General features: G+C 31.4%; 16 protein-coding genes. 3 read left to right on the top strand and 13 right to left on the bottom strand.

Translation table 11 applies throughout. The annotated features are described in order from the left end of the window. Positions 1-89 precede the first annotated feature (89 nt). On the bottom strand, positions 90-1,067 hold the full coding sequence (locus KA883_RS09625; RefSeq protein ID WP_046208542.1) for an LCP family protein: 978 nt from the start codon (positions 1,065-1,067) through the stop codon (positions 90-92). Between the two features lie 140 nt (positions 1,068-1,207). Here KA883_RS09625 and msrA point away from each other — a divergent pair, with 140 nt between their 5' ends. After that, a complete protein-coding gene (gene msrA / locus KA883_RS09620; RefSeq protein WP_046208543.1) occupies positions 1,208-1,708 on the top strand; it encodes a peptide-methionine (S)-S-oxide reductase MsrA in 501 nt (166 codons plus the stop codon). A 59-nt stretch (positions 1,709-1,767) separates the two neighbouring features. On the opposite strand, the gene KA883_RS09615 is transcribed toward msrA, so the two are convergent. The 11 genes from KA883_RS09615 to parE form a co-directional block, all read right to left on the bottom strand. After that, complete coding sequence (locus KA883_RS09615; RefSeq protein ID WP_046208544.1) at positions 1,768-2,679, bottom strand: D-ribose ABC transporter substrate-binding protein; 912 nt, start codon at positions 2,677-2,679, stop codon at positions 1,768-1,770. Positions 2,680-2,694: 15 nt separating this feature from the next. Continuing rightward, on the bottom strand, positions 2,695-3,642 hold the full coding sequence (locus tag KA883_RS09610) for an ABC transporter permease subunit (RefSeq protein WP_046208545.1): 948 nt from the start codon (positions 3,640-3,642) through the stop codon (positions 2,695-2,697). Continuing rightward, complete coding sequence (locus KA883_RS09605; RefSeq protein ID WP_046208546.1) at positions 3,629-5,119, bottom strand: sugar ABC transporter ATP-binding protein; 1,491 nt, start codon at positions 5,117-5,119, stop codon at positions 3,629-3,631. The genes KA883_RS09610 and KA883_RS09605 overlap by 14 nt, the downstream gene beginning before the upstream one ends. Before the next feature lie 12 nt (positions 5,120-5,131). After that, the gene (gene rbsD / locus KA883_RS09600; RefSeq protein ID WP_046208547.1) at positions 5,132-5,521 is read right to left on the bottom strand and encodes a D-ribose pyranase; all 390 of its coding nucleotides are present in this window, start codon (positions 5,519-5,521) and stop codon (positions 5,132-5,134) included. Positions 5,522-5,570: 49 nt separating this feature from the next. After that, on the bottom strand, positions 5,571-6,575 hold the full coding sequence (locus KA883_RS09595) for a LacI family DNA-binding transcriptional regulator (RefSeq protein ID WP_052722065.1): 1,005 nt from the start codon (positions 6,573-6,575) through the stop codon (positions 5,571-5,573). Between the two features lie 374 nt (positions 6,576-6,949). Further along, positions 6,950-7,516 carry a hypothetical protein gene (locus tag KA883_RS09590; RefSeq protein WP_210139964.1) on the bottom strand — a complete coding sequence of 189 codons (567 nt, stop codon included), beginning with the start codon at positions 7,514-7,516 and terminating at the stop codon, positions 6,950-6,952. A gap of 433 nt (positions 7,517-7,949) precedes the next feature. Continuing rightward, positions 7,950-10,472, bottom strand: a complete 2,523-nt coding sequence (gene mprF, locus KA883_RS09585; protein WP_046208549.1) for a bifunctional lysylphosphatidylglycerol flippase/synthetase MprF — start codon at positions 10,470-10,472, stop codon at positions 7,950-7,952. Positions 10,473-10,745: 273 nt separating this feature from the next. After that, entirely contained in the window at positions 10,746-11,978 is a 1,233-nt protein-coding gene (locus tag KA883_RS09580; RefSeq protein ID WP_064208996.1) for an AI-2E family transporter, read from the bottom strand. Positions 11,979-12,363: 385 nt separating this feature from the next. Further along, positions 12,364-13,809 (bottom strand): glutamine transporter AlsT, encoded by a 1,446-nt coding sequence (gene alsT / locus KA883_RS09575; protein ID WP_046208551.1) that lies wholly within the window; start codon positions 13,807-13,809, stop codon positions 12,364-12,366. A 251-nt stretch (positions 13,810-14,060) separates the two neighbouring features. Beyond that, complete coding sequence (gene parC / locus KA883_RS09570) at positions 14,061-16,463, bottom strand: DNA topoisomerase IV subunit A (protein ID WP_210139963.1); 2,403 nt, start codon at positions 16,461-16,463, stop codon at positions 14,061-14,063. Next, positions 16,460-18,454: a DNA topoisomerase IV subunit B gene (parE, locus tag KA883_RS09565; protein ID WP_164987281.1), complete on the bottom strand. Its 1,995-nt coding sequence runs from the start codon at positions 18,452-18,454 to the stop codon at positions 16,460-16,462. The genes parC and parE overlap by 4 nt, the downstream gene beginning before the upstream one ends. 202 nt (positions 18,455-18,656) lie before the next feature. Between parE and plsY the strand changes: the two genes are divergently transcribed. Next, entirely contained in the window at positions 18,657-19,265 is a 609-nt protein-coding gene (gene plsY / locus KA883_RS09560) for a glycerol-3-phosphate 1-O-acyltransferase PlsY (protein ID WP_046208729.1), read from the top strand. Between the two features lie 458 nt (positions 19,266-19,723). Then, complete coding sequence (locus KA883_RS09555; RefSeq protein WP_046208554.1) at positions 19,724-20,020, top strand: HesB/YadR/YfhF family protein; 297 nt, start codon at positions 19,724-19,726, stop codon at positions 20,018-20,020. 207 nt (positions 20,021-20,227) lie between these two features. On the opposite strand, the gene menI is transcribed toward KA883_RS09555, so the two are convergent. Then, complete coding sequence (gene menI, locus KA883_RS09550) at positions 20,228-20,689, bottom strand: 1,4-dihydroxy-2-naphthoyl-CoA hydrolase MenI (protein WP_046208555.1); 462 nt, start codon at positions 20,687-20,689, stop codon at positions 20,228-20,230. Positions 20,690-20,700: the final 11 nt, after the last annotated feature.

Raw genomic sequence — 20,700 nt, 5'->3', positions numbered from 1 at the left:
CTTTGAAGGGAGCATATCAGGCACACGGATTAGTCCTTATAGCGTGAAATTTGTATTCCATTCTCATTTAAATGAATTCACTAAACTCGTTATTCATTCAAAAATTTCTGTACTTCCTTTTTATTTTTGGCTTTATCGATTTCTAACGCACTACCATCCATTGGTGATTGGATATCTTGATAAGTGTTTTGTATAGGTAAAGTAATAGAATCTACCTTTTTATCACCACGTATTCCAAAATTCAAACCAGTTTGAATGAGTGCAGAATCAGGCATATTTGTATTTAAATAACCTCTCAAAATACCCGCAACTCGAGGTAATTTAGGTAGCGTATCCAAACTCGCTAATTCTTGTTTAAGTGATTGCATGACTTGTTGCTGACGTCTTACACGACCGAAATCGCCTTCTTCATCATGTCTAAATCTAGCATACCCTAATAATTCTTTACCATTTAATCGATGATGACCTTTCTTCAGTGACACACCTATATTTTTAGACATATCTTTTTCAACATCAATTGGAACACCATTAGGTTCCAATTCATCAATCATTTTTTCAAAACCAGTAAAATCAAGAATTGCATAATACTCAGGGTCTATACCTAAATTTTTCTTTAATGTTTGTCGCAATAGTTCAGGTCCACCGATAGAATAAGCAGAATTAATTTTATGTTGACCATTTCCCGGTATATCCGCATAAATATCTCGCATGACAGACATCATCTTCATTTTTTTATGAATATAATCATACTGTGCAATCATAATCGAGTCGGTTCTAGAAATACCACCTTGCTCTTTATCTGCACCTAAAACCATAATTGTGATTTTTCCATCATTTTTTTTAGCACCGTTAAATTTGTGTTGCTTGAGCGTTTTGCCCTGATCTTTTGCGTATTCAATACCTGATTTATAACCATGCACAGAATAGCCAACAATAATGGCTAAAATAATTACAATAATTAAAATTATAATTGGAAATTTTTTTAATTTTTTCTTTTTTGTCCTACGCATCGTCGGTTGTTCTTCTGTGTTTGTGCTTTCTTTACTTCTGTGTTTATGTTCATTCATATGTAATCAACCTTATATCTTCAAAATTGCACTGCTATGTACTATAATTAACATATATTAAAGTTATATAAAAACTGAATAAAAATCAAGTAATATCTTAATATATGGTACTAAGGTCTAATATGGAAAGGATGTTAAACATGAATATAAATAAAGCATACTTCGCTGGAGGTTGCTTTTGGTGTATGGTCAAGCCTTTCGACACATTTGAAGGGATTGAGAAAGTGACTTCTGGTTACATGGGAGGTCATAAAGATAATCCGTCGTATGAAGAAGTTAAGACGGGTGACACCGGGCATTATGAAACAGTTGAAATAGAGTATGATGTCGCTCTATTTTCATACAATAAATTATTAGAAATATTCTTTTCTGTAATAGATCCAACTGATGAAGGAGGACAATTCCAAGATAGAGGATCACAATATAAAACAGCAATTTTTTATACAAACGAAGATCAAAAAGCAGTAGCTGAAGATTATGTAGCACAATTAAAACAAACCATAGACAAAGAAAAAGCTATTGCTACAAAAATATTACCCGCTTCTACATTTTATGAGGCTGAAGCAGAACACCAAGATTTTTATAAGAAAAACCCCGAACGATATGCTCAAGAACAACAAGAACGTCAAAAATATAAGTAAACAAAAAAACCGGTGCTTTTGCATCCGGTTTTTATTTATTACTCGCACTTTAACATAAATTACTGCCGCTTCATTTCTAAAGGAATTTTATTCTTTTTCTCAACCTTTTTACCATTATATAAATCCATTATCGTTTTAACACTTTCTTCACCCATCAAATTAGGTTGTTGCGCCACTGTAGCAAATAACTTACCTTTTTCAACAGATTTAATCGCATCTTCATTACCATCGAAACCAACGACTTTAATGTCTTTATTTCCTATCGCTTCTACAGCACCTAATGCCATTTCATCATTTTGAGCAAAAATAGCTTGTATTTCAGGATGAGCTTGAATAATATTTTGTGTCACATTTAGACCTTCTGTTCTATTAAACTTAGCACTTTGTTTGGAAACTACATCAAGTGATTGATCTGCGACGTTATGGAAACCTTTACCACGTTCACGTGTAGCACTGGCACCTGGGACACCTTCAAGTTCAGCTACTTTCGCATCTTTACCTAATTCATCAATAATGAGTTTCCCTCCCATCTCACCGCCTTTGATATTATCCGATGCTATAAATGAAGCAACATCCCCTTTAGCTACATCTCTATCTAATGTAATCACTGGTATTGCCTCATCATTTGCGATTTGAATACTACCTGATATCGCATCAGAATCTGTCGGGTTTACAATCAAGTAATCTACTTTTTGTTGAATTAAGTCATCAATATCATTAGCTTGTTTCGCTGCATCATCTTGAGCATCTGCAAACTTAACTTTGACGCCTTGTTTCTTCGCTTCTTTTTCAATACCATCTTTAATTTTCACAAAGAAAGGGTTATTTAATGTAGAAATACTCACACCAATAACAACATCAGATTTTTTCTTATCTACTTTACCATTGTCATTTTTTTCTATAGGTGATTCTAGTGAACAACCTGTTAAAAATAATAATATAGCTATTACAGTTATAAAAAGCTTTTTCAATACCAACACCCCCTGTTATTTGTTTTTTCTATCTATAAGTACTGCAATGATAATCACGACACCTTTAACCACTTGTTGGTAAAATGAAGATACACCTAATAAATTTAAGCCATTGTTCAAAACACCGATAATTAACACACCAATCAACGTCCCAACTATACGTCCTTTACCACCTGTAAGCGAAGTACCGCCAAGAACTACTGCTGCAATAGCATCTAATTCATAGGACATCCCTGCAGTTGGTTGTGCCGAATTTAAACGTGAAGTTAAAATTGATCCTGCCATAGCTGACATTAAGCCGGCTAAACTATAAATCATTATTTTAATTTTATTGACCTTAATCCCTGAAATAAATGCCGCCTTTTCATTACCACCCATAGCATAAGTCTGTCTACCAAATACAGTTTTATGCAGTAGGATATATAATATGATAAATGTAATAAACATCGTGACAGCTGGTACTGGAATACCTAAAAAGTAGCCTCTACCAAATAATTGAAATGCATAACTACCATTTAAATTTGTAATAGGATTTCCATCTGTAATAACAAGTGTTAGCCCTCTAAATACGGTCATTGTAGCTAATGTCGCAATGAAAGGCGCCATTTTACCTATCGTGATGAGCAAGCCATTTATAGCACCCAATACCGCCCCAAATATGCAACCTATAAATAAAGCTACAATAGAATCCATACCAGAAACCATTAAAATCGCAACAAATGCACTAGATAAGGCAAGTGTCGATCCTACTGATAAATCAATACCTCCAGTTAATATTACGAAAGTCATGCCAAATGCAATTAAACCATTAATTGAAACCTGTCTTAATAAATTAAATAAATTAGAAGGCTCTAAAAAAGCACTATTTAATACACTGATAATAACAACTAATAATATTAAACCAATAAAAGGTATAATTTTTTCTAAATACGAATAAGAAAATGATAATTTAGACTGCTTCATTTAATTTTCCTCCTGTAGCTAAAGTCATAATACATGCTTCCGTGATAGCTGAATCTTCTAATATGCCTGCAATGGAACCTTCATGTACAACTGCGACTCTATCACTCATGCCTATAATTTCTGGTAATTCTGATGAAATCATAATAATAGACATACCTCGGTCCGTTAATTCATGCATCAATTGATATATTTCTCGTTTAGCACCTACATCGATGCCACGTGTTGGTTCATCTAATATTAATACATGTGGTGCAGTCGCAATCCATTTAGCCAAAACAACTTTTTGTTGATTACCACCAGATAAAGTGCCACATATATCTCCAATTTTGCCTTTAATATTTAAACGCTGAATCATCTGTTCTGAATATTGTTCCATAGCATGTTGTGTTAAAAATCCAGAGCTTGAAAAGCTTTTTAAAGCTGGTAAAGTAATATTTTCTAAAATTGAATCTTGTAAAACTAACCCTTCTTCTTTTCTATTTTCTGTAATAAAAGCTAAACCTTGTGAAATAGATTGATTAGGATTTTGAATTTGTAATTGTTGATTATTTAGTTTTACCGTTTTATTCCCTTTATCTAATCCAAAGAGTACTCTCATAATTTCTGAACGACCCGCACCCATCAAACCACTAAAGCCAAGTATTTCTCCTTTATGTAAATCAAAATGTATATCCTTTAAATGATGTTCATCTGAATCTAAATTTTCAACAGTAAGCACAACATCTTCTTGATGATATTGTCTAACAGGGTATTGATTATCTAAATCTCTACCAATCATAGATTTTACTATTTCAGCATGTGTCGTATTTTGTGTTTCCTTAGTTAAAATCGAACGACCATCTCTCATAACTGTAATACGATCTGAAATTGTAAAAATTTCTTCCATTCTATGAGAAATATATACAAAAGAAACGCCATCTTTTTTTAAATTTTTAATTTGTTCAAATAATGTATCTATTTCATTATTTGTTAAGGCTGCAGTAGGTTCGTCCATGATAATGATTTTTGATTTTTCCATTAATGCTTTACTGATTTCAAGCATCTGCTGCATACCAACGGATAAAGTGCCTGCCATACGATTTAAATCGATTTCAATATTTAGCTTTTTAAAAATGGCCAAAGCACGTTGTTTCATTTTATTATTATCAACAATGCCAAAAAATTTTGTTTCTTCTTTTCCTAAAAACAAATTTTCAAGTACTGTAAGATTAGGCCAAATATTTAACTCTTGCTGAATAAACGACACACCATTTTGTTCAGCATCTATTGTATTTTTAAAGTGTATCGGCTGACCATTTTCTAAAACATTACCACTATCCGCATTATATACGCCAGTTAATACTTTCATAAGTGTACTCTTACCAGCTCCATTTTCACCCATTAACGCATGTACTTCTGCATCATTGATTTCAAAATCAACACCTCTTAAAACATCGTTTTGACCAAATGACTTATATATTTGATTCATCGTTATCATATTTTTCACCCCTTAAAATAAAACACCACTAGATAAAATTACATTAGCGTAAGGTGTCGCTTCACCTGTTCTTATAATTGCTTTAGTTTCCTTACTATACATTTTTAAAGTTTCATGAGATTCCGTGATCATATCAATATTTTCAGCTAATAATTTCACATATAACTCACTATTTTGTTTTATCATTTCATTTGCAATAGTAAGCTGTTCAATTGCCATATGTTCTTTAACTACATTAAATACTTCTTCAAATGATGGATGTCCAAAAGTTAATGCTAAATCTATTTTTTTAACACCATCTGGTACCGGCAGTCCACAATCAGCTATGATAATTGTATCTGTATGACCTAAATCACTAAGCACTTTAGAAATTTCGCTATTTAAAATACCAGTTTTATACATTTAAATCCCCTCTCGTTAAATCTTATTTTATGTAACCCGTTACACATTACTACTTAAATCTAATACTATTTCTGCGTTTAATTGATAACTTTAACCTATTATCTTGTTGTTCAATTATAGAATTTTTATTTAACTTTAATAAAATTGATACCGCTTGCTGCCCTAAAAAATATGCGGACTGATCAATAGTTGCAATTTGAGGAAACGTCATTGCAGAAAAAGGTATATTATCATAGCCCACAATTTGAATATCCTCGGGAACTTTCAATTGAAATTGTTGAACAAGGCCCATCGTTTCAATTGCCAGTACATCATTGCTGCATATAATACTATCAATCTGTAAATCTTTAATTAATGAAATAAATGCACTTTTATTATTTAATGTTTCTGCTGAGCAATCATAATAGCTCACATTATAGTTATTCAATTCTTGTTTAATACCATCTATCCTTAATTTAAATGCCCGTATATTCAAATCTAAATGGAGGATCAAAATATTTTTTGGTTTACCTTCTAACACAAGTCGAGCTTGTAATTGTCCGCCTTCAAAATGATTCATAGAAATACCATTACCTTCATTTTCAACACGATCTACAAATACATAATGAATACCTTGTGACAGTAATAGCTTTTCAATTTGATCATCAGCAAATGCTGTTGCAATAACACCTACACAATTATAAGCATTGAAAGTGAATAAATACTCTTTCGCCTTATCAACATCGTTGTCACTATTTCCAATTAAAACTTGAAAACCGTGCGCAAGCGCTATATCTTCAACACCTCTTGCTATAAGTGTAAAAAAAGGATTACTGATATCTGGTAATAATAAGCCAATCATTTTTGACTTACGTTTATATAATGTACGTGCTGCTTCATTAGGTTGATAGTTAAGCTCATGAATCGCACGTTCAATTTGTATTTTTGTTTGAGCTTTGACATATCCATTATTATTTATCACTCTAGATACCGTTGCTACTGAACAACCAGCTAACTTAGCTACTTCTTTAATTGTAACTATAAAAATCACCTCTATTTTTGTAACCGTTTTCATATTATCATAATCATTTACATTTTGATAGTTTATTTGAAAATTTAATTATTGTAATATTTAATATCCTATATTTTTTTAATTTATTTATATAACACGAAAACGATAATTTATAGTAATCAAATCAGCAGTATAAATAATTTTTTATTTTATGATCAAAAAATTAGCGTTAACTTTTCTATTAAATAATTATATAAGCTGTTGAAATCTGTTATATTAAATTCGTACTTATACAAATTTTTATTTAGCGCTTACCTCATTATGTTTTAAAATATATTTCTGTCATATCGTAAAATTCAAATAAAAAAGACCCATCCAGTAGTTCGGATAAGCCCTTTATGCTGATAATAAAATTTTTATTTTCTCACATTATAAATTTATTTTATAGTAGACACTTGATCTATATTCTCTATTGCCTTCACCTTTTTATTTGAATCAAAATATACTTTAACAGAGAAATGATTGGATGGATTATCATCGTATATCATCGTACCATTGTGATTATTGTGTACTCTATAACCATGTACTTGCGAAAATGATTCAATAGTAACATTATCAGGTACAACAAAAATTCGTTGAACTTTATTATTTTTGAATAAAAATGCCATGTCACCATATTTATGTGCTTTCATATTAGCAATTTGTATTGTTTTTTCACTATCACTAAAGTATGTTTCAACTTTGCGTTTGTCCATGCCTTTAGAAATGTGCATATAATGATTTCTTACATCACTATTCATAAAATTTTCACTGAATTGTTGTGACAAAACATTGATCTTAGGCAATTTATACTTGGTCTTTTTCTCCTGTTTAAATTTTTCGTTTTGAGCAGATTGATTTGAACCTTTGTAATTTGTATGTATGTTATCATATAACGATTTAATTGAGAGTGTTAACGCAACTAAAAGCATCACGATTACCAAACTAATTATAACTTTTTTCATTTCCCCACCCCATTGTTCACTCTGCAAACATTAATATTTACATATTACTACATTATATTGAAATTTTAAATGTATATTAATAATATAACAAATGAAAATAATTCAAAAAGCTAATGTTACTACAGTGAAAAAATACAATTATATTTCAAAAAGAAACCAACTATATAAAATGTCAATTTTTATTCAAATAAGATGATATCATGATGTTGAAAGCGTTTTCTAATGATGATATATTATAAATACACCTTGAACAAAGGGGTAACTAGAAATTCATAAATATAGTTAGAGTCAAAATGATATTTAGAAAGTATATCGTTAGTTTATTAAAAAGTAGTTAATAACTTCTCCGGCGTTAACTACAAAAACCATTAAAAACTATAACTCCAAAAAACAACCAACAATCATTAACGGGATTGTTGGTTGTTTTGTTTTATTATTTTTTTCTAACTACACGCATGACTTTTGTCATACTTACCCACAATGAGTTATCTTTACGATACACTAAGAACCTTGGCTGCCAATTGGGATTAAACTTTTCTTTATAACGTCTTAATCCTTGAAATCTATATAATCCATTGAAATGCTCAAATACTCTACCTGCAAGTCTTTCTCTATAAAAAGAAAAAGGTACTTTACCCACATTGGACAGTGTAGCCATGCCCATATTAAAGTATTGATACCCATTTGCCTTAGCCCATAACAGCATATGAAGATATAAACTATCCATCAGAGGTAAGGAGGTATCCGATTTCCAACGTATTAAATCAATAGACACAGTTGAATTATCATTAACAGGCATAAATGTACAAAAACCAATTATAGCATTTTCTTTATCTTTAATAACTCCGATCGGCGCCTTCGATATATAATGTTCACTAAAATGTCCTACTGAAAATTGCATTTCTGTAGAGCCTGATAACCAATCATCGCTTATTTGTTTTAATTCATCAAATACGTTTTTTGAAAAAGGAGGTTCCAATACCTCAAAAGTACACCCCAAATCATCTAACTTATTTAAAGTAGCACGTAAACCACGCTTCTTTTTACCTGAAGTAGTGAAAGTTGATAAATCAATAATGGCTTCTTCGCCTAATTTAAAAAACTGATTTCCAAAATCATGATAAATTGACATATATTTATCAGAGACTTGATAGAAAATAATGTCGTAACCTAAATATTGAGCTTCATTATAAAATCTTTCGAGCAACTCATGGAACGAAGCGCTATTTCCAATGGGGTCACCTAAAACAATATAGGCATTCCTCTTATAACGATACATCACAAATGCGTCTTGTTGTTCATTAAAGAAAAACTTCTTATCACCACTGTATATGAGATGACTTAAATAATTTCCACCAAATTTCTGAATAATCGTTTCACATTGTTCTAGTTTTTGACCGCTGCCTGCAGATTTGAATCTTGCTTCAAACCACCACACAACAACACTAACTATAATTGCTACTGTAATAATCGTGAACCAAAAATAATATCTCAAAAGAGACGTATCTACTTCTATATGATAAATATCTAAAGTGTAAAATGTATTTTTTATAAACACATGATTAATGAATAACACAAGAGTCCCAATAATTACACTAGACAATAGTTTCGTATATCTAAACGGACGCTTTATGACACGTGCACTTCTATAAAATACAACGAGCATTACAAACATAGTAATTAACCAACCTAAAAGTACCAAAGAAGGATAGGTATAAACAGTGACACTAAATATGATAATGATTGAACAAATTGCAAACAAAAGTGCTCTCTTAGATAAATGATATACACCTATCACATTTAACAATAGTAATAGGCATGCACATGTATGAATAGAAGCGATAATATAATAAAACGCATGGTTATTACTATATAACCCATCATAAATTATTGTAATGTTATTAAAGAAAAATAAAGCACTCGTAAAAAAAAGTAACAATGCAATGGAAAATGCTGGTATCCTAGTTAAGATATCTTTTTGATAAGATGCTAAAAGTGATGACATATCTTTCACAGGTATCATAATTTTAGAATCATCCAAATAACGTTTCGCCGTATTTCTAAATTCAAATGTTGAGAGAATAAGGGCAATTAAGACAGGAAATAAGTAATAAGCAAACCTGTATAGCAATAAAGCTAAAATAATTTTTTCTTCTGGAATATTTAAACTTTTCAATCCTAGTAATAGTACCAAATCAAATGTACCAAATCCTCCAGGAATAAAACTGATTAACCCTGATAATGCACCAATGATAAATATTCCCATAAATACAGAAAAATGCACCTGTATACCAACAATTAATAATGCCATATATAATACTGCAGCAGCAATCATCCATTCAATACTAGAAACAATGGTGCAATAAATTCCAGTCAATTTACTTTCTTTATTTACTGGTTTCCAAATTGTAATAAAAATAAAAATAGGCAAAAACAACGCAACAACATACATTAACCATCTAACCCAAGGGAACGGACTAAATACATGTCTAACATCAAACACATGAAATACTACTAAAATAGAAAGCATACTTAAACCCGTCAACATGGAGATTAAAACAATAGAAATAGTATGCAGTAATGCTTTTTTATCTTCTGTAGTATCTTTATATAATAAAAATCTTACGCTCGCTCCTATGAATCCTCCAAAGCCCAATACTGCGTTCAAAGCATTTACAATATATCCTATACGTACGGTTTTAACTAAAGATATCTTCAAGTGTAAAACTTTAGCTAAAATCACATCATACATTGATAATACCAGTATGGCTAGACCACCACTCAAAAAAAGCACAACCAACCATACACTATTAATATCTTTTATAGAATGAATCGTTTCTTTTAAATTTATATTTGCTAGTTCTTTATATAAAGTAAAAACAACAAATATAAATAATGAAAGTGCAAATAAAACTTTCATTATCGTTAATATTTTATTTACTAGCTTCTTTGACATGTGTTCACATCACTTTTCTATATTCATATAACATTTAAAATATAGCACAATTTTTATTTTTTATAAATAATTTTTATACGAGTTAAATATTACAATATTGTTAGACCACACACTCAGTTACAAAAAATATACACATACTTTCATTTTATATGCACAACAATAAAAAGTATCTTAATATATCAATTCACTTAACAACGTGTCATTCCACTTCGGTTATGATAATAGGCTGAGACAATTAATTTGTCCCAGCCTCTGTCGTACATTATTTATAATTTAACTTTTACGAATTTCTTCATCAGAAGTAATTTCATATTCTCCTGCATCATCACCATAATATTTGTTATAACGACGTTTGTACATTGTATATAAATGTGAAACTAGTACTTTCAATATTGCATAAGCAGGAATACCTAAAATGACACCGACAACACCTAATAAATTACCTGCACTTAATAAGATAAATATAATTGTAAGTGGGTGAATTTTCAATGTTTTACCCATGATATTTGGAGAAATAAAATGCCCTTCAATAAATTGAACAGCCGTCCAAACTATCACTAACTTCAACAACATAATCGGTGAAGTAATTAAAGCAATAATAATTGCTGGTGATATCGCAATCGTTGGACCAATATATGGAACAACACTAGTAACTGCAGCTATTGAAGCTAAAATTAAACTGTAGTCTAAACCGATAATACTATATCCAATAAATAATAATATACCAATACAAAACGATACAATAATTTGTCCTTGGATATAAGAACCAACTTGTAGACTCATTTTATCTAACAAATCATGAAAGTCTTTTCTAAATTTAGGGGGCATTAAGTTTGTTGAAAACTCTTTGAAGCGGTGCCCATCTTTTAACATAAAGAATAAAACAAATGGTGTTGTAGCAATTACCACACCAACATTCACTAATGCTTCAGCAAAATTTTTAACTTTAGAACCAAAACCATTAAAGTAATCAGACACCATTGAAGGTAATTTTTTAGCCAATGAATCTAATTGATCTTGAATTTGACCATAAAAATTAGAAATTAAAGAGTATTTCGTTACACTATCTATAAATTTATTAACCTTATCTACATAGTACGGGAAGTTATTTCCAAAACTTTTAAACTGAGCACCAATTACAGGTATTAATAAATTAATTGCTAGCGCAATAACACCAATAATGACTAAGAATAATATGATTACACCCCAAAGCCTTGAAATATTATACCGTTCCATCAAATTAACTAATGGGTTAAATAGATAATATAATATAATCGATACAATAATCGGTGCTACAATTGTATTAAAAACAATTATAAATGGTTTAAAAATATAAGAAACTTGATCAAATATAAAAATAGCACAGCCAATAAATATTAATATAAGCAAAGCAAAAACTAAATCTTTGCCACCTAAAAATTTCATAAAGCGTGTTTCAGGGAAACTTAGTTTTAATCTATTTTTCTTAGATGTCGTTTCTTGTTTTAAATTATCTTCATTTGACATAACATCACCAAACCTTATTTTTCAAAATATATTGCTTATTTAGCGCATAGCAAAAAATAATGCACCTTTGTAATACAATACATAACGTTCAATATTTAAAATAACTAATGTTAATCATAACACAATGACCATTTACCAAACATATATTTTGCCATGTTTTATTAAAAATTAACTAAACATCCTAATAATAGCAACGAACAATATGTATTAATACGATATAAGTATATTATACTAAAATATAAAAATGTATATTAAAAAGCAGTAATATAAAATCAAATGTTTATCATCCATTTTATATTACTGCTTATATATGAATTATTATTAAAGAAACTATGATAATGATGTTGAAGAAAATTCAAATCTTTGCATTAATGCTTAAATACAATTATTTCTTCTTCATTCCCCAACTCTCAATACCAAACAAGTTAATTTCTAACTCTTCAGGTTTAAATACAGGTTTTTTGCCAGCTTTACGTTGACGTTGGTAATCATTCATAACTGCAAAAGCAATGTTAGATAAACCAATAATAGCAACTAAGTTGACGATGGCCATTAGACCCATAAACACATCTGCTGTACTCCATACCGTTTCAGTTTTCACAACAGCACCGACGAAGACAAGTACAACAACTAAACATCTGAAAATAAATAATACTGTTTTATTTTCCCATAAAAATTCCATGTTCGATTGACCATAGTAGTAATTACCAATAACCGAAGAAAATGCAAATAAAGTGATAGCAATCGTTAAGAAAATACCACCTGCGCTACCTAAGTGTTCATTTAAGGCAGATTGTGTAACTGCAACGCCTTGTGCTGCATTCTCTCCAAATTCTAATCCTGTATATAATAAAATCATGATCGCCGTTGCCGTACATACTAGCATCGTATCAAAAAATACGCCCAATGATTGGATTAAACCTTGTTTAACTGGATGTGGCGCTGCAGCAGTAGCAGCAGCATTTGGCGCAGAACCCATACCAGCTTCGTTTGAGAACAAGCCACGTTTTATACCTTGCAGAACGGCTGCTCCAATCGCGCCTCCCGTTGCTTGTTCAAATCCAAATGCATTTTTAATTATAGTTGCAATCATTGGTATGATTTGATCATAGTTAAATATTAATATTACAGCAACTAATCCTATATATATAATTGCCATCACAGGCACAATGATCGAAGATAATGTTGCAATACTTCTTACCCCACCAAATATAATAATAGCAGTAATAATAGCTAAGATTACGCCCGTTATAATAGGACTTACATTATATTGCGTTTTTAATGATTCAGCTATCGTGTTTGATTGTACTGTATTAAAAACAAATGCAAATGTCACTGTGATTAGCACCGCAAACACAATGCCTAACCATTTTTGATTGAGTCCCTTAGTTATGTAATAAGCTGGTCCTCCACGATAGCCACCTTCTTCATCGGGTACCTTGTACACTTGTGCAAGCGTTGCTTCAATAAATGCACTGGCTGCTCCGATAAAAGCAATAATCCACATCCAGAATACTGCACCAGGACCGCCTAATACAATTGCTGTCGCAACACCGGCTATATTACCTGTACCAACACGAGAACCTGCACTAATCGCGAATGCTTGGAATGGTGAAATACCTTTTTTCCCATTTTCTAATGTTTCAGGTTTTTCTCCAATTGCTCGAAACATTTCCGGTATCCATCTTAATTGTACGAACTTAGATCCAATAGTAAAAAATATACCTGCTGTGATTAATAGTCCAATTAAGTATTGTGACCAGATTAAATCATTCCCGACTTGAACAAATGCTTTGAACCAATCCGGAATCAAACTATCAAAATTGCTCAATTTAATCCCTCTCATCTATACAATTTAATTTTCATAGTAAAATCAAGAGATTTATAGTCGCATTCATGTTTATAAACAAAATTCAATGCTTATGTAGACATGAAAATGAATGAATCAGTTCAGTATAAAACATTACGCCTTGCACTAAACTTTTTCACATTACTATAAATCTCTTGCTTCATTTTTGTTACACCTTATAGGTATTTTATCATTATATTGTTGTATTTACTAACAAAATTTTAAAATTAAAGTTATTTAACAATCATACTAACAACGTCGCCAAACTCTTTAACATCTACTACAAAGCTGCCATTAGTATATTGTTCTGATAAATGAATATCTTTAATATTGCCACTTTCTTCATGTTGTTTTGAATATATTGTATAAATCGTATGATCTGGCTGCACAACGTTAGCTGCTACGATGCGATGCGGTGATTTTTTAAGCTCTTTTAATAAAGTAATACCACGTTGTGCACGTTTGGCATTTTGTAAAATATTGAATCCTATGCGTTTTAATGAACCTCGTTGTGTTGCCATCAAGATCGTATTTTTTTCATTAACGATTTGGGTTAAGACAACAAAGTCTTCACTTTTAAGGTTAATCGATTTAACACCAGCGGCTCTAAGTCCTGTATCTGATAACTCTTCACTACTGTAAGTTAATGACATACCTTTGTGTGTTAAAACGGTAATCGCTTGTGGTTCATCTAATCTCATTACATTTATCACTTCATCATTATCTTTTAGCTTCATAGAAACAAGTGGTTTGTTATATCTTGATGTTTTAAACATAGAGACATTGCTTTTCTTAATCATGCCATTGCGCGTAGCTAAAATATAAAATGCGTCTGGTCTAAAATCATTTTCACAGTAAACATCGATAACATGCTCGCCTTCATCAATGGGTACAATCTGTGATACATGCTGTCCTAAATCTTTCCACTTAATCTCTGAAAGTTTATGAACCGGAATATAAAGATGTCTGCCTTTATTCGTAAATACTAATGCTGTGTCTAATGTATTGACTTCTTGGTATTTGAGCATTGCATCGCCATCTTTCACACCTAGCTCTTCTACACCACTTGCATTAAAGCTACGTAACGATGTTCGTTTAATGTAACCATGTTTCGTAATACTCATAATCACATTTTCACTTGGCACCATAACTTCTTTATCAATCTTAATTTCACTGATTTCAGCTTCTATAGAAGATAAACGTTGTTGTTTATATTTATTTTTAATTTCGCTCAATTCTTCCTTGATAACATTTAACAAAGCATCATGATTATCTAATATATTTTTTAAATGTGCAATTTTAGCTTTTAATTCATCATGTTCTTCTTGTAGTTGTACAATATCTGTATTTGTCAGACGATATAACTGCAACGTAACTATCGCCTCAGCTTGTGCTTCTGTAAAATCAAACTCAGAAACTAAATTATCTTTAGCATCTTTTTTATTTTTTGAATTTCTAATGAGCTTAATAACTTCATCTAAAATTGACAAAGCCTTCATGAGACCTTCTACAATATGCATTCTACTTTCTGCATTATCCAATTCAAAACGTGTACGCTTTGTAACTACATCAATTTGATGATTGAGATAACTGTCTATAAATTGACGAATACCCATAAGAAGCGGTCTACCATCACTTATTGCTACCATATTAAAATTATATGCCACTTGTAAGTCTGTATTTTTATATAAATAATTAGCAACCGCTTCGCTATTAACATCTTTCTTTAATTCGATGGCAATACGTAACCCTGTACGGTCAGTTTCATCACGTACTTCTACAATACCATCTACTTTTTTATCTGCCCGCAGTTCATCCATCTTTTTAACAAGTGCACTTTTATTAACTTCATAAGGTAATTCAGTAACGATGAGTTCTTTTCTACCATTTCTTAATTCTTCAACATCAACTTTAGAGCGCACAACAATTTTACCTTTTCCGGTTTCATACGCTTTCTTAATACCGTCTATTCCTTGAATAATACCACCAGTAGGAAAATCGGGACCTTTGATATACTTCATCAACTGGCTTACTGTGATATTTGGGTTATCTATATACTTCAATGTTGCTTGAATAACTTCAGCGAGATTATGCGGTGGTATATCCGTAGCATAACCTGAAGATATGCCTGTACTTCCATTAATTAACAAATGTGGCAGTCTAGCTGGTAAAACCATAGGTTCCATTGTCGTATCATCGTAGTTAGGCATAAATGGCACTGTTTCTTTATTAATATCTCTTAATAGCTCTTCTGAAATTCTGCTTAATTTCGCTTCTGTATAACGCATGGCTGCTGCTGGATCGTTATCGATACTACCATTATTACCTTGCATTTCTATCAAAACATGTCGCAATTTCCAGTCCTGACTTAATCGAACCATCGCATCATATACAGATATATCACCATGCGGATGATATTGTCCGATGACATCACCGACTGTTTTTGCACTTTTACGGAAATTTTTATCAAATGTATTACCACTAGCATACATAGCGTATAAAATACGTCTTTGAACAGGTTTAAGCCCATCACGAACATCTGGTAATGCACGCTCTTGAATGATGTATTTACTATATCTACCAAATCGGTCGCCAATAACATCTTCCAGCGACAAATCTTGAATTATTTCACTCAATTCATTTCCTCCTCATCAGAATAATCCTGTTCTAGTATTTGAATTTCATTGTTATCCAGAATACTTTGATCTTCTTGAAGACCAAATTCAACGTGGTTTTCAATCCACTCACGTCTAGGAGCTACTTTGTCTCCCATTAAAGTTGTTACGCGTTTCGATGAACGTAACTCATCATCAACTTGTACTCGAATCAACGTTCTTGTATCTGGGTTCATCGTTGTTTCCCATAATTGATCAGCGTTCATTTCACCTAAACCTTTATAGCGCTGTAAACTAAATCCTTTACCTAATTTTTTTTGTAATTTTTCTAATTCTTCATCTGTCCATGCATATTCTATTTTCTTAGAAGCACCTTTACCTTTTTCCAGTTTGTATAATGGCGGTAAGGCTATAAATACTCTTCCTGCTTCTACTAAAGGTTTCATATATTTAAAGAAAAATGTTAGTAAAAGCACTTGAATGTGCGCACCATCAGTATCAGCATCTGTCATTATAATGACGCGGTTATAATTGCTATCTTCTAATTTAAATTCATTACCTACACCTGCACCTATTGTGTGGATAATCGTGTTAATCTCTTCATTTTTAAAAATATCTTCTAAACGTGCTTTTTCAGTGTTTATAACTTTACCTCTTAATGGTAAAATCGCTTGATATTTGCGGTCACGTCCCAATTTTGCAGAACCGCCAGCTGAATCACCCTCAACTAAATACAGTTCTTTTTTCTCTGTATTCTTACTTTGTGCAGGTGTTAATTTTCCTGATAACAACGTATCTTTTCGTTTATTTTTCTTACCAGATCGTGCATCTTCTCTTGCTTTACGTGCTGCCTCTCTTGCTTGCTGGGCTTTTAATGCTTTTTTAACGAGTGCTTTTGACAATTGTCCTTTTTCTTCTAAATAATAAGGTAATTTTTCAGATACAACAGAATCTACTGCACTTCTCGCTTCAGGCGTGCCTAACTTAGACTTAGTTTGTCCTTCAAATTGTAATAATTCTTCTGGAATACGAATAGAAATAATCGCTGTCAAACCTTCACGTATATCATTACCATCTAGATTCTTATCTTTTTCTTTCAATTCATTAATACGTCTAGCATAGTCATTAAATACTCTCGTCATGGCTGTTTTAAAGCCAACTTCATGCGTACCGCCATCTTTAGTACGTACATTATTGACAAAACTTAAGATACTCTCCGAATATTGATCATTATATTGAAATGCGACCTCTACTTCTATTCCATTAGCAGTACCAACAAAATTTGCTACATCATGTAACACTTCTTTACCTTCATTTACATAACTTACAAATTCTTTAATGCCATCTTCATAATGGAATACATCTTCTCTTTCTTTACCAGATCTTAAATCCTTAAGCGTAATTCTAAGATTTTTAAGCAAAAATGCTGATTCTTGTAAACGTTCGCTTAGCACGTCATAGTTAAAAGAGGTTGCTGATTTGAAAATTTCAGCATCTGGTTTAAAGGTAACTTTAGTACCTGTTTTTTTAGTTTTCCCTAGTTTTTCTAGGCCTGTAGCTGGTATACCACCTTGACTGAATCGTTGTTTATAAATAGCGCCATCTCTGTAAATTTCTACTTCTAACCATTCACTTAATGCGTTTACGACTGATGCACCTACACCATGTAAACCTCCTGAAGTTTTATATCCACCTTGTCCAAATTTACCGCCTGCATGAAGTACTGTAAATATTACTTGAACAGTTGGTTTGCCCGATGTATGAATACCAGTCGGCATCCCACGTCCATCATCTTCTATAGTAATACTTTCATCTTTATTTATTGTAACTGCTATTTCATTACCAAAGCCGTTTAATACTTCATCGACGGAATTATCGACAACTTCATACACTAAATGATGTAATCCTCTTTTATCGGTAGAACCAATATACATACCAGGTCTTTTTCTAACGGCTTCTAGCCCTTCCAAAACCTGAATGGAATCATCCGAATAATTATTTTGTTTGTTCATTGCCAATCGTTTCGCCCTCCTACAAACGTACGTTCGTTTTTAAAACTATACATTAGTTATTCTTATATAAATCTTGATAAATTGCAAGTATCAAATTATATTTGAACCGTGTTTTACTACAGTTATAAATTTTTGTTCGTCTAACCGTGGTCATATGTGGTAAAATAATTTTAATGTCATTAAAGGATGTGGATTATGTATGGTGATGATAATAATCATGTTAATTTTAAGTTATCTCATTGGTGCTTTCCCAAGTGGCTATGTAATAGGTAAATTATTTTTCAAAAAAGATATTAGACAATTTGGTAGTGGGAATACAGGAGCAACAAATAGTTTTAGAGTGTTAGGTAAACCTGCAGGATTCCTAGTTACATTTTTAGATATATTTAAAGGATTTATTGTTGTATTCTTACCACTTTGGTTACCAGTACATGCAGATGGTGCTATTAGTACATTTTTCACAAATGGACTCATCGTAGGCGCATTTGCAATTCTAGGTCATGTGTATCCAATTTACCTTGGATTTAAAGGTGGAAAAGCAGTTGCCACAAGTGCAGGTGTGATACTTGGAATCAATCCTCTACTATTACTCATTTTAGCAGCGATTTTCTTTGGCATACTTTATTTAACAAAGTATGTATCACTTTCGAGTATCATAGCATCAATCTGTTGTGTTATCGGTGCGCTGTTAATTCGTGATTATATCTTATTAGTCGTGAGTTTCGGTGTAGGCGTCTTATTAATATTTAGACATCGAACAAATATCGTGAGGATTTTTAAAGGCGAAGAGCCAAAAATTAAATGGATGTAACTATTACAAAAGTCACTAGCAATCAATAAAAAATAGCAAACATTGCTCAGTCTGAGATATTCTTATGTCTCAACTATTGAAAAGTAGATATGAATATTTGGCTAATAGAAAACGACAACACAAAAACTTGTTTATTAGCCAGCTTTCCAACATAGTGAAACAGAAATCTTTAACACAGACTTCTGTTTCACTATTTTTTTATTCACTAAAATAACAATATACACTTCAGAATATTATAATACTCTTAATTATGTCACACTAATTCACAACATTATTAAAAATTCCTTCCCTCAACCTAAAACATATTGAACAATTTGAATTTAAAGAAAATAATACTTAATTATGTTATACTACTTTTATTGTTACTCAAATTTGGGTAATAGATATAGTACTAATTTAAAAATTAGTAACCAATGGTCACAAGTTTAAAACTTGTGAAATGAGAGGGGACTTTTATTATGGATATAAAACTTTCAGATAACGCTGTATCTTGGTTTAAAGATGAACTTGATTTACCTGAAGATAACAAAGTCTTACAATTTTTCGTTCGCTATGGTGGAGAATTCCAATTAAAACAAGGGTTTAGCCCTGCATTCAGTGTTGATCAAAAAGATGATGTAGAAATTGGTTACGAAAATCATTTTGACGGCTTAGATGTAGTAATTGCAGAAAAAGACTTATGGTATTTTGAAGACCATGATTTATTCATAGACGTCAATGATAGTGTCGATGAAATTTCATATTCTGCTAAATAATAATAGAACTCAATTCACATAACACAATTGATCATTCATATATAAATATATACTTAAAAAGAGCCTGGTTCCATTTCAGGCTCTTTTTATTTATCATTTTGATAATCTTGTGTACATTTCAACAACACATTGTAAATCAATCATTGTATATAAATACATACGCATACACTTAATTATGCATTTATACATTTAACTACAACTATTATATTAAAGTATGCCATTTTTCACTTCAAATGTTTCTCCTGCTTGATTTCTTTTATCTACATCGGCATACATTGCATGCCATTCAGGAAAATATCTATCCAATCTAATAGGCTTAAAGTTATCCTTTCTAATACAAGTCAAAACAGTTGAACCAGTAGTCGCTAAATCACCTACTTCGTTATATACTTCATAACGATAAATTGATCTTAAACGCGTATATTTTTCAACCCATGTCTTAATTTTCACAGTTTCAGGATACTGTATTGTTTTTATATACTTAATATCTAAATCTGTAACCGGTGAAATAATACCAGATTCTTCCATAGCTTTATAGCTAAAACCTAATTTTGATATATAATCTGTACGTGCAACCTCAAACCATGTTGGATAATTACCGTGATAAATCACACCCATTTGATCTGTTTCTGCATAACGTGAAGGAATTTCTGTAATACTATAAATCATTATAAACGTCC

The organism is Staphylococcus sp. GDY8P54P (assembly GCF_017892645.1).
Lineage (GTDB): Bacteria > Bacillota > Bacilli > Staphylococcales > Staphylococcaceae > Staphylococcus > Staphylococcus ureilyticus.
Note: the sequence above shows the minus strand (reverse complement) of the source record. Positions and strands in the feature narration are given on the sequence as shown.